Origin of the sequence: Geobacter argillaceus, from assembly GCF_007830735.1 — a bacterium.
GTDB lineage: Bacteria > Desulfobacterota > Desulfuromonadia > Geobacterales > DSM-12255 > Geomobilibacter > Geomobilibacter argillaceus.
The window spans coordinates 239,718-251,394 of the sequence record NZ_VLLN01000004.1 but is presented as its reverse complement, the minus strand read 5'-3'; the positions used below and the strand labels follow the sequence as shown (position 1 = coordinate 251,394).

Annotated in this window: 13 protein-coding genes; 1 reads left to right on the top strand and 12 read right to left on the bottom strand. The window is 53.7% G+C overall.

The features are described 5' to 3' along the window. The coding region (locus JN12_RS05280; RefSeq protein ID WP_211360489.1) for a transposase at positions 1 to 311 on the top strand (311 nt) is incomplete at its 5' end. Positions 312 to 421: 110 nt separating this feature from the next. Here JN12_RS05280 and JN12_RS05275 read toward each other — a convergent pair. The 12 genes from JN12_RS05275 to JN12_RS05220 are packed head-to-tail and all read right to left on the bottom strand — an operon-like array spanning position 422 to position 11,634. After that, complete coding sequence (locus tag JN12_RS05275) at positions 422 to 1,462, bottom strand: glycosyltransferase family 2 protein (RefSeq protein WP_145019230.1); 1,041 nt, start codon at positions 1,460 to 1,462, stop codon at positions 422 to 424. Positions 1,463 to 1,482: 20 nt separating this feature from the next. Further along, positions 1,483 to 2,331 carry a glycosyltransferase family 2 protein gene (locus JN12_RS05270; protein WP_145019227.1) on the bottom strand — a complete coding sequence of 283 codons (849 nt, stop codon included), beginning with the start codon at positions 2,329 to 2,331 and terminating at the stop codon, positions 1,483 to 1,485. 17 nt (positions 2,332 to 2,348) lie between these two features. Further along, entirely contained in the window at positions 2,349 to 3,311 is a 963-nt protein-coding gene (locus tag JN12_RS05265) for a glycosyltransferase family 2 protein (protein WP_145019224.1), read from the bottom strand. A gap of 27 nt (positions 3,312 to 3,338) precedes the next feature. Next, positions 3,339 to 4,247, bottom strand: coding sequence for a glycosyltransferase family 2 protein (locus tag JN12_RS05260; RefSeq protein ID WP_145019221.1), 909 nt, complete (start codon positions 4,245 to 4,247; stop codon positions 3,339 to 3,341). Between the two features lie 28 nt (positions 4,248 to 4,275). Further along, positions 4,276 to 5,685, bottom strand: a complete 1,410-nt coding sequence (locus JN12_RS05255; protein WP_145019218.1) for an oligosaccharide flippase family protein — start codon at positions 5,683 to 5,685, stop codon at positions 4,276 to 4,278. Next, complete coding sequence (locus JN12_RS05250; protein ID WP_145019215.1) at positions 5,679 to 6,533, bottom strand: class I SAM-dependent methyltransferase; 855 nt, start codon at positions 6,531 to 6,533, stop codon at positions 5,679 to 5,681. The genes JN12_RS05255 and JN12_RS05250 overlap by 7 nt, the downstream gene beginning before the upstream one ends. Further along, a complete protein-coding gene (gene rfbD, locus JN12_RS05245) occupies positions 6,523 to 7,386 on the bottom strand; it encodes a dTDP-4-dehydrorhamnose reductase (RefSeq protein WP_170241850.1) in 864 nt (287 codons plus the stop codon). The genes JN12_RS05250 and rfbD overlap by 11 nt, the downstream gene beginning before the upstream one ends. Next, on the bottom strand, positions 7,383 to 7,922 hold the full coding sequence (rfbC, locus tag JN12_RS05240; RefSeq protein WP_145019210.1) for a dTDP-4-dehydrorhamnose 3,5-epimerase: 540 nt from the start codon (positions 7,920 to 7,922) through the stop codon (positions 7,383 to 7,385). The genes rfbD and rfbC overlap by 4 nt, the downstream gene beginning before the upstream one ends. Beyond that, on the bottom strand, positions 7,919 to 9,139 hold the full coding sequence (locus tag JN12_RS05235) for a class I SAM-dependent methyltransferase (protein WP_170241849.1): 1,221 nt from the start codon (positions 9,137 to 9,139) through the stop codon (positions 7,919 to 7,921). Before JN12_RS05235 ends, rfbC begins: the two co-directional genes overlap by 4 nt. Next, positions 9,136 to 10,218 (bottom strand): CDP-glucose 4,6-dehydratase, encoded by a 1,083-nt coding sequence (gene rfbG, locus JN12_RS05230; RefSeq protein WP_145019204.1) that lies wholly within the window; start codon positions 10,216 to 10,218, stop codon positions 9,136 to 9,138. The genes JN12_RS05235 and rfbG overlap by 4 nt, the downstream gene beginning before the upstream one ends. Before the next feature lie 25 nt (positions 10,219 to 10,243). Further along, a complete protein-coding gene (gene rfbF, locus JN12_RS05225) occupies positions 10,244 to 11,014 on the bottom strand; it encodes a glucose-1-phosphate cytidylyltransferase (RefSeq protein ID WP_145019201.1) in 771 nt (256 codons plus the stop codon). Beyond that, the gene (locus tag JN12_RS05220; protein WP_145019198.1) at positions 11,011 to 11,634 is read right to left on the bottom strand and encodes a winged helix-turn-helix transcriptional regulator; all 624 of its coding nucleotides are present in this window, start codon (positions 11,632 to 11,634) and stop codon (positions 11,011 to 11,013) included. The genes rfbF and JN12_RS05220 overlap by 4 nt, the downstream gene beginning before the upstream one ends. Positions 11,635 to 11,677: the final 43 nt, after the last annotated feature.

Genomic DNA, 11,677 nt, shown 5'->3' with positions numbered 1-11,677 from the left:
TGGATAACCTGAATACCCACAGCATTGCCTCTCTCTACGAAACGTTTGAACCTCAAGAAGCCAGAAGACTGGCTGAACGACTTGATATACATTACACGCCCAAGCACGGCAGTTGGCTGAATATGGCCGAGATTGAACTCAGCGTGCTTAAGGGGCAGTGCCTTGATCGCCGGATCCCTGATATGGCAACAATGCAGGCCGAAGTGACTGCATGGGAAAAAGACCGAAATAACTGTACCAATAAGATTGACTGGCAATTTACAACAACTGATGCCCGGATCAAGCTGAAGAGGCTTTATCCGAACTTTTAAATGTTAATAGGTACTAGTACCTTGTAACTCTTGAACTAGCGTAGGTTGGGTTAGGCGGTTGTATCGCCGTAACCCAACGAATCAGCGGTATTTGTTGGGTTACGCTGGCGCTAACCCAACCTACGATTCTGTTTTTTTAGAGAAACTACCAGCCGTTTCACCGCAGCCCACAGTGCTCTATACCAGGCAAATCGCTCCGGGCACACCCCAAAAACGCGGGCACCTGCAACCGCCAGCCGGACTCGCGGCGAAAACCGGTCGCGGTTCGCGACGACCCTGGCGATGAACGGGGCAAGTTTCTCCCCCGTGTCGTCAGAGTCAAAAAAGCCATGCACTCCAGCCAGCCACCAGAAGGAATTCATGGCCCGCACATAGCCTCGCAAAGAGCCGTCCAGGGAATCCGCTTTCTGTCCCGCAGCCTTCTCCCTGCAGTAGGCTTCGAATTCGGCGATAGTATCGAGTTTCCTCGCCGCATCAGACGCGGTCAGGCTTTCGGCGCCGCTATGTATCCTGATGAACGACGCAGCATCTTTGCTGAACACGAGCCGATCCCGCAGGGCAAGGGCAAAGATCAGCGCATCGTCGCTCAGAAGGCCGGTCGTAAATGCAGGATAGCTTCCGATTTCGACGAATGCCGCACGCTGGAACAAAACGCCGGTCAGGTACGTTTCCCTTTTGGACAGGGCGCGCATCTGTAAATAATCGAAGGCCGTTTCCTCCGCGGGAGCCATGCTGGCGGCCCCGATCCGTCGGCCTTGTTCATCGACAAAAATCCGGTGCGAATGGACAATACACCTGGTGGCCAAAGCCGTTACCGTTGCAAGCATCGACCGGACGAACTCCCTGTCAAGAAGGTCGTCATCGCAGAGGACCGTGCACCAGGTCACCTCCCGGGGCATCAGGCCGATCCCCCGGTTGATGCTGCCGATGAGGCCGAGATTGCGGTCGTTGACCACGTACCGCACCCGCGGGTCGATCACGGAGGCCATGTAGTCGGTCGTCCCATCGGTCGAGCCGTTGTCGATGACGATGACGGCGAGATTAGCGTACGATTGCCCGAGAGCGCTGGCAAGGGCCTGTTCCAGGAACTCCCGCCGGTTGTAGGTTGGTATCAATATCCCGACCGTGGTCTCGTCAACTCTCTTTGCCATCCCCTGCACGCCATCCCGGGTCAGGAGGCGATCCCCCCGCCCATCACGCCCCTTTTATAGTCCAAATACCCTTTAAGGACCATGCGAAACTTTTTCAACTTCTGTCGCTCGAAGAAGAGGATGCCGGCCAGTTCGTCGAAAAAGGCCCGCTGCTGCTGCCGGCAATACTCCGGAAACTCCTCCCTGTACCTGTCCATGACAGAGAACCGGTTCCTGGTCATGAAATACCTTCTGAACGGGGAGTGATTGGTGACGGAGAACCGCTTGATGCCGAAATCCCTGGTCACCGTATGGCCGAGGCCGTGCTCCAGGATGGCCGCCGGCGCCTCTACCACCCTGAAACCCTGCCGGCGGAGCCTCAGGCAGTATTCGTGGTCGATGTAGTCGATGAAGAGCTCGTCCATGAACGGCCCCACCCTCTGGTAGAGTTCCAAGTTCAGCAGGTTCCCGGAGGTCATGGCGACCAGCACCTCGCGGCATCCCCCCCCCCCCTGGCAAGGCATGTTCCTGATCATGTGGCACGGAGAGACGATCCCGACCGTTGCCGCGTCGTAGGTCTCCAGACAGTCCAGCATCCGGGCCACCATGTCCGGGGCCGGCCTGCTGTCCTGGTCCATGGTCAGCAGATAGTCACTGCCGTGCTCAATGGCCTTTGCTGCCCCCATGTTCAAGGCCGTGGCCAGACCCAGGTTCCTCTCATTCCATAGATAGCGCACCTGCTCTATTTTCTTTATGCGCTCGATCAGGTCAATGTTTATGCTGGCGGAATTGTCAATGACGAAAAGGGTCTCGACCTGATCCGCACAACATCGAATGTTCTCGATGACTTCATCTTCCGGGTTGTAGAGGATAACTACGCCTGCAATCATGGCTTATACGTTCTCCTCTATAAAAGCTTGGCCTGTCCGCGCACAGCCTTCTTAACCAGAGAATTTACGTAGTTAATCCTATTGATGTTAATTCTGATAAATAACAGGAAATAGAACAAATACAGGGGATAATACTCGGCAATTTTTGCATTTATTGTTTTTTTATCCAGACCGTAATTCTTATGATACCAAATATTGTAGGTTAACTGAAATTTCCACTTTTGTTCATTTATAAAGGTCTTACCGATGTAGCTTTTGTTTATGTAATCGTCATGCAATAAAATTTCATCGTCTATGAAGGTCAGAGAGGAAACGTTTCTCAGGGTTGTCTGTTCCCCATGCCTCCTGAATTTACATAATTTTTCCGGAAGAAAGGCGAAATCGCCCTGTTCCAGAAGATAGAACCACATCTCAAGGTCAGTCAGCTGCTTGTAGTTGGCATTAAACAACCTCTTGCAATCTCTTTTCCTGAACAGAATGGCCGTCGGCTCTCCTATTACATTGCCCGCAAAAAAACACTTTCTGATCACCCTTGGACCTGGAATCAGCTCATATTTACCAGAAAAAGCAAGCGAACCTATTGGATTTGAGTCCTTATCGATCAGGAGTCGTGCAGAAGCTACTACCGTCACGGTTGGATTGTCCGCAAAGACCTTAACACATTTTTCGATACAATCGGGTTCCAGAAGGTCATCGGCACAAAGTATTTTTACGTATTCTCCACTCGTTTTTTGCAAGCAGAGATTCCAATTTGCCACCATTCCTACATTTTTTTCATTTTTGTAATATGCTATCCGTTTGTCTATAGAAAGATATTTACTAACAACCTCATCAGTATTATCCAAAGAACAATCATCAATTATAATCAACTCTATATTTTCATAAGTCTGTGAAATTACAGATTCAATGGCATATGAAATATAATCAGCATAATTATATGATGGAATACAAACACTAACTTTGGGTCTATTATTATTCATCTTATTACACTTATAACCATCATTGATTCAAAATTTCTTTTTTCCAAACAATAATTGTTTTATTTTCTTGAAGATATTCAACATATAATAGAGACATAAGCCATGATATTCTGTTGTTTTTGCTTTTTTCAAAGATACATCCATATCAAGCTTCCAAAGAGCTTGCGCTATATCGAATCTTGCTTCCAATTTCTGAAAGTATGAGAGCCCCATATAGCTTTTATCAGCATAATCATCGAATAATCTGAACTGATCATCAACATAAATAAACCCTTTAATATTCGTCTTGGTACCCTGCTCTTCGTGCTGCCTGATCAGACAAAGCGCTTCCGGTATAAAGGCGAAATCGCCCTGCTCAAGCAGTCGAAACCACATTTCCAGGTCAACGAGCTGTCGGTATTTGGGATCAAACCCAGCGATCGCATCCTTTTTGCGGAACAAAACCGCGGTGGGTTCACCGATCAAGTTACCGACAAAGAAGCATTTCCTGATGGCGCCTATACCAGGGAGAAGTTCAGCCCGGTCCGAATAAGCCAACTGCCCAAGATTATTCAACGACCTGTCGACCAATTGTCTTGCAGATGCAATAAGTGATACCTTCGGATTCGCCTCCAGTACCTGGACCATTTTCTCCAGGCAGGTCGCCTCCAGAAGATCATCTGAACAAAGTATTTTTATATAGGTACCGGAGGCCAACTCGATACATCGATTCAGGTTGCAGACGAGCCCCAGATTTTTCTCATTGCGAATATATTTTACATTGCGCCCTTCCTGAAGATAACCAAGGACAACCTCTTCGGTGTTGTCCGTTGAACAATTGTCAATAACGAGCAACTCATAATCGTTAACTGTCTGGGATAGTACCGAGTCTATGGCATCAGCAATAAAATGCGCGTAATTGTAGGTGGGTATGCAAATACTGATTTTGGGTTGCATTACGTCAACCTTGCCCTTTGTCTTACAACTAACCAGCTGTTGGTCTTTGATTAAATCTGAAGTACTTATAATACGCAAAGGCAACTATTATCGAATATATAATCCCATAGGTTATCATCAAAACATATCTATTTAAAGCAAACGAGGCTAACGTCGCCACAATTACTGTTGGAATTATCGATGCTGAGAAGAAATAGTAAAAATCTTTGACTATCGGGTAATCGACAGCCTTTTTGAAATAATTGTAGCCCACTACCGTCACGATAACTTTTGCCGCCAGCGTAGCCAACGCGGCGCCAACCGCGCCAAAGAACGGGATGAGGGAAAAATTGAGGATGGTATTCAGCACATTCCCCCAAAAAATGGAGGTCCCATACTCCCTTGACATATTCCAGACAGCAAAGGGCTGTACAATTATGCCGCTGGTGAATCCGAACGTGATGACAAACCCGAGAATCCTCAACGGATCAACACTTCCCAGAAATTTTGTTCCGTACAAGAGGGAGACCACATCCCTTGAGAAGAACAACAGAAAGAAGCCGAGCGGTATGGTAAATATCGACATGGTGAAAACGTATTTGGCCATCACCGGATAGAGCTTTCCCTGTTTGAACGACTGCGCCAGCTCCCTGAACATGGTGGGCGTTATGACCGAATTTATCGAATAGAATGGATTGATGACCTTGTAAGCGGCTTCATAGATGCCCACCGTGTGGGCATTGGTAAAATAATACAGGATGAGCCTGTCTGATGTCGTGTACACATACACCGACAATTCAGCTTTGAGAAAATGCCCCGCCTCCCGATAGAACGCCTTCACTTTCCTGACGTATTGATGCTTGAACAAAGCCCTGTCAAAGGAATAGAGCTTGAAATGCCACAGGAATGCCGTTGCCATGGCCAGGTTGATGAATGAATTGAACAGGGTCAGGAACGGCAGATACCTCCAGTCTTCCGGTTTGTGTATGAAAATGAGTAGTGAGGCGGCGTACAGAAAGCTCTGGCCGATCCGAATGGCCGAGGCCGCGTTTATTCTTCCCATTGCCACAAATACCCATGCCGGCGTACAGGCTTCGAAAAAGACGAGGAAGACAGATACCGCTATAAAGTACTTGAGTCGCGGGTCGAGAGGCAGCAGATAGGTAACCAGCAAGGTCGCCATAATCAAGATTGCCGATGCGGCAATTTTCGGAAGAATGGTAACTGCCAGAAGCGCGTCCAGTTTTTCATCATCCCGCGCCAGCCGCTGCGAAGCCAGGGAAGTCAGCCCACCGTCGGCGAGCCGCGACACCAGGAGCAATGCGGCACTGGTTGTGGCACTGAAACCGAGGTATTCCGGGCCGACAACGCGGCTGATATAGATCACGCTCAAGGCACCGATCACGAGACCGGCCATCTCGGCAACTGCACGGAATGTCAATCTCTTACTAATCAGCATTGTTTTTGTGCGTAGTATACCGAAGTGATAAAGCACCCGTTTTTGAAATATTTATGCTCCTTGCACCGGAAGCCATCGCGGCTCATGTAGTCCAGCACATCCGACCCGAAATCCCTGAACGTCAGAATGCCGTCTCCACGGACCGTGTCACCGTGCATGACCGGTTCCAGAAGGTGTTCCACCTTACCGTCCACGACAGATGCCCTTTCGATGGTCTTCGGCAGTTCAAAATCAACCGGAATGGTGAAGACATGGAAACCACCGGGTTTCAAGACCCTTCGGATCTCTGACAAGGCCTTGTTCAGGTCGCCGACATGTTCAAGAACATCACTGTTAATCAATACGTCAAAACTGTTATCAGGAAAAGTGAGGCCTTCAAGGTTTTCGTTCCTGACACCATTTACACGACTACCGAAAGGCGAGTTATCAAAATACTCTGACACTTGATAGTTATTAATTTTCTTAATATCATCCATTCTAAATAGATTATAAGCTGCTGTTTCATAAAACCTGAAGTCATCATCAAATTTTAGTCTTTTTATCAAGTCACTGGTCTTAGACATATTTAACAACCGTAATGCCGAATCAGCATGAGCTCTAATCCTGAAATTAGCAAAACAGTAAAGGCAAATATAATTCTCTCTTTCCAGTAATGCTTGTTTGAAACTGTCACTTAATTTCCAAGGTGATACTATTTTTGTGAGTTCTGTTTTTATTTCTGACGAAAACACTAATACGCTCTTGCCATTACAAGAGGGGCAATACTCCATTGAACTGTATTTCCAGCGCCAGCGCTGTGCTATCAGTCGCTGAATGGTCTTTGATATTCTACGGGCGCTAATTCCCATTTTCCCCTCTCAGATACCTCTCCAAACCATCCCGCCAGTGTGGCAACCTGATCCCCAACTCCCGCGCCCTGGCATTGGCCAGCGCCGAGTAGAGCGGCCGCCGCATCTCGCCGCTCATCCCGCCCCGGTCCACCGGAACCACCTCGACCGGGAGCCCGGCAATCTCGTAGATCGCCCGCGTGAACTCGTACCAGCTGCACTCCCCCTCGTTGACCAGATGATAGATGCCGGAGCTTACGCCAGGATGCTCCACCAGCTGCCATACGGCCCGGCTCAGGTCGTCGGTCGAGGTCGGCGAAACCACCTGATCGCATCCCATCTCCAAGGTCGGACAGTTTTTCGCATCCTCGATCCGCTTGTCAACGAAGTTCCCACCCTTCGACTGCGCACCGCTTCGTCCATAGAGTCCGCAGGTCCGGATGATCACCGCCTGTTTCGGCGCCGTTGCCAGGGCGGCAAATTCGCCGGCTACCCGCGAAATCCCATACATCTGCAAAGGATGGGGACGGTCGTCCTCCAGATACGGGGTCCGCTTGTCGCCACCGAAAACGTAATCGCTGCTGAAGGTGACGAAGAGAGCACCCCTCTCCCGACACAGCGCCGCCAGATCCCGCACCGCTGCGCAGTTGACGCGAAACGCCCGCTCCACCTCACTCTCGCAGAGGGGCACATTATGGAAAGCCGCAGTATTGATGACCAGATCCGGACAACCCTCCCGAACTGCGGCAGCCAAACTCTCGGGCCGCTCCAGATCGAGAACGTTCCGGTCGGGGGCGAAGAGCTCATGACCGGGATTGTTCCTGATCAGGTCCCCCCCGAGCTGACCGGTTTTGCCGATCAAGAGGACTTTCACACGCCCACCTTCCTGTACGCCGGATAAGAACAATCCTTGGGGGCGACAACCGACACTGGCAGCGGCCAGCTGATACCGAACGCCGGATCGTCCCAGCAGACCCCGGCGGCATATTCCGGTGAATATAAGGCGAACATCTGATAGAAGACCTCCGTGCCATCCTCCAAGGTCTGAAATCCGTGGGCAAATCCTTCGGGAATGAACAGGGCGTCCCCGTTCCCGACCGTCAACTCGGCGCCGTACCACTGGCAAAAGGTCGTCGATTCGGGACGGAGATCGACCATGATATCGAAGATCGCCCCCCGTGTGCAGCGCACCAGCTTCGCCTCCGCCTTCGGCGCCTTTTGAAAGTGCATCCCCCGCACCGTTCCCTGCAGACGGTTGAAGGAGACATTGCACTGCTGCACCTCCGTGGGGAGGCTGCGGGCGGCGAACTCCTCCACGCAGAAGGTGCGGGCAAAATAACCGCGCTCGTCCTCCCGGCGCTCCGGGGAGATCAGAAATGACCCGGCAAGGGGTGTCTCTCTGAAGATCACAGAATCCGCACCTCCGGGATCGCCTGGATGAACCTCCCCCCCTTTGCCAGGTAGGCTTGTTGCTGATCGATGATCTCATCGGCGAAGTTCCAGGCCAGCAGCAGCACGTAATCGGGCATATCCTCGGCCAGTCGGTCCGGGTGATGGACCGGCAGGTGCATCCCCGGCGTGAAATACCCCTGCTTGTACGGGCTCTTGTCCACCGTGTACTCCACCAGGTCGGTCGTGATCCCGCAATAGTTCAGAAAGGTGTTCCCCTTGGCCGGTGCCCCGTAGGCGGCGATCCGCTTCCCCTCCCCCTTCAGGGTACGGAGCAGGGAGAGGATATCATCCCGCACCTGCTCGGTCCGGGTCGCAAAGGCCGCATAGGTCTCCGGCCTGTCCAGCCCCTTGTCGCGTTCCGTCCGGATCAGCTGCGGGACCGTTTCACTCACGGCATGCCCCCCTTTGTGTCCGATGAAATAGATGATCGACCCGCCGTGAATCGCCACCCGTTCCGCATCGAAAAGCTCCATGCCGTGCAGGTCGAATAGGTACGCCATCGCCCGGACCGACAGGTACGAATAGTGCTCGTGGTATACCGTATCGAACTCGTTCTTTTCCACGAAGTCGATCAGATAGGGGGCCTCGATGGCAACCGCGCCGGTTGGTGCCAGGAGCGCCTTCAGCCCTTTGACAAAGCTGTGGATCTCCGGCACGTGGGCAAAGACGTGACGTGCCAGTATGACATCGGCAGCGCCGTACCGGGAAAGAAGGGCAGCAGCGGTATCGGCATGGAAGAAATCATTGCAGGTCTCGATACCGGCAGCACTGGCCACCTTGGCGATATTCGCCGCCGGCTCGACCCCCAACACTTTCACCCCGGTCTTTTGGAAATAGGAGAGGACCGTACCGTCGTTGCTCGCGATCTCCACCACCCGCGAACTGCCGGTCAGGCCGAACCGCTGCTGAAAGCTCCGAGCAAGGTAGGCTGCATGCCGGTGCACCAGGTCGGAGGTGGAGGAAAAATAGATATACTCCTTGAACAGGGCATCCGGGGGGACTACATGTCCGATCTGGACCAACCCGCACTGTTCGCAGAAATAGACATCCAGTGGATACTTCGGCTCGTTGCCCGCCGCAAGCTCCTTGGCAGTGAGAAAACTGTTGGCCAGCGCCATGGTCCCCAGGTCAAGAAACCGATAAATATCATCTTTGCCACAGAATCTGCAGTTCACAGAGCCACCTCGCATGTACGATATTCTTCAATCTGCCGCAGGCACTCCTGCCGCACGTCCCCACCGGCACACAAGAGCCGCGTCCACTCGACGATGCTGTCGAGAGCTCGCTCAAGCCCCCAGCGGGGATGCCACCCCAGCTCCACCTTGGCCTTGGAGCAGTCGAGCTTCAGGTAATGGGCCTCGTGGGGATGTTCCCCCCGGTCCAACTCGAAGGTGGCCCCTTCTCCCCAACTCCGACAGAGCCGCTCCACCAGCCATCCCACCGGCCGGGCATCATCGTCGTCCGGACCGAAGTTCCAGCCGGACGCATACCGGCTCCCCTCTTCCCATAGCCTTCGGGCCAGGAGCAGATAGCCGGAGAGGGGCTCCAGCACATGCTGCCAGGGGCGAATGGCATGGGGATTGCGGATCAGCACCGGCCTCCCCGCCGTGATTGCCTGGATGATGTCGGGAACAAGCCGGTCGGTCGCCCAATCGCCGCCGCCGATGACATTGCCGGCCCTAGCCGAGGCGACCGCTACCTCGTGGTGATCATAATCCCGCGGATTGAAATAGGACGACCGGTAGGCGGCGGTCACCAGCTCCGAGCAGGCCTTGCTGTTGGAGTACGGGTCATACCCCCCGAACGGCTCGTTCTCCCGGTACCCCCAGATCCACTCCCGGTTCTCGTAGACCTTGTCGGTGGTGACATTGACCACCGCCCGCACAGTGGAAATGCTCCGCACCGCCTCCAGCAGGTGGACCGTCCCCATCACATTGGTCGCATAGGTCTCCACCGGAATTCTGTAGGAATCCCGCACCAGCGGCTGGGCCGCCATATGGATGACGATCTCGGGTGCGGCGGCGACCATTTCCCGCTGCAGCCGCTCCAAGTCCCGCACATCGGCGATGACCGAATGGACCAGTTCGCCAACCTGCGCCAGTTGGAAGAGGCTGGGCGAGGTCGGCGGCTCCAGGGCGTAGCCGGTCACCTGCGCCCCCATGCTGTTCAGCCAGAGGCAGAGCCACGAACCTTTGAACCCCGTATGACCGGTGAGAAATACCCGCCTATCTTTCCAAAATTCTGAAGTTACCATTCCCCAATCTCCAGGCGCTGGTTCTTCACCAGAGCTTCCACGGCGCTTTCCCGCTGTTCCAGAGCTCCTCCAGCTGATGCTTGTCGCGCAGGGTGTCCATCGGCTGCCAGAAGCCGTGGTGCTTGCGCGCGACCAGTTCCCCATCCCGGGCCAGCCCTTCCAGCGGCTCCTTTTCGAAGACCGTGGCATCGCCAGCGATCCGGTCGAACACTGCCGGCTCCAGGACAAAGAAACCACCGTTGATCCAGGAGCCGTCACCGGCCGGTTTTTCCTGAAAAGAGTTCACCAGGCCGCCATCGGCCATGTTCAGGGCGCCAAAACGGCCGGACGGCTGGGTGGAGGTGACGGTGGCCTGTTTGCCATGCGCTCGGTGGAAAGCGACCAACGCCTTGATATCCACGTCGGCCACTCCGTCGCCGTAGGTGAGCATGAAGGTCTCGTTCCCCAGGTAAGGGGCGACCCGCTTCACCCGGCCGCCGGTCATCGACTCCGCACCGGTGTCCACCAGGGTGACCTTCCACGGCTCCGCATACTGCTGGTGGACCTCCATGGCGTTGTTGGCCAGGTCGAAGGTGACGTCGCTCATGTGCAGGAAATAGTTGGAGAAATACTCCTTGATCATGTACCCCTTGAAGCCGAGGCAGATAACGAACTCGTTGAAGCCATGGTGGGAGTAGATCTTCATGATGTGCCAGAGGATCGGCTTGCCGCCGATCTCCACCATCGGCTTGGGGCGTATGACCGTTTCTTCGCTCAGCCGCGTCCCCAGTCCACCCGCCAGAATAACGACTTTCATGGTTCCTCCTGGGCGGCCAGGCTCCCTGGCCGAAAAATATCTTCCTTCGCGATACCGAGCCGGGTCACGACAGCCTCCAGCTGTTCGCGGCGTTTCATCGAGGTGAGCACGACCGTTGCGGAAGTTCCCTTGTACCAGGCAGCGGGGGATACAACCCGATGCGTGAAAAACTCGGCCCCAGCCCTTTCGTCATCCAGTACTGCCACCAACTTGATGCCGGTCTCCCTGAGCGACAGGTAGGCGATCTCCGCCACTTCGTCTACCCCGCAGAAGACCACCTCCCGCACCCCGGCAGCCTCAAGACGCCGGAACAGCGCCAGGTAATCCTGGCGGGCCACGGTATAGAGGTTCGTGAAGTAGGTCAGATGCTGGTAAGCGAGCCGGCTCTTCTCCGCCAGCCCCTGCGGGGTCAGCAAATAGGCGTACCGGTTGCTGGGGAAGTTCTTCACCCGCACATACCCCTTGGCCACCAGATTCTTCAGATAGGAGTTCACCAGACCGACGGCAATACCGAGGCGACGGGATATCTCCCGCTGGGAGAGGGGCTCCTCTCCGGCGATCTCCGAGAGAAGAAGAAAGGAACGGTAGGATTCGAGGGACTTTTCAGCATTATCGTTCATAACATGAACACTAATGGAGAAGCGTAAAAGAGGCAAGAAAAAT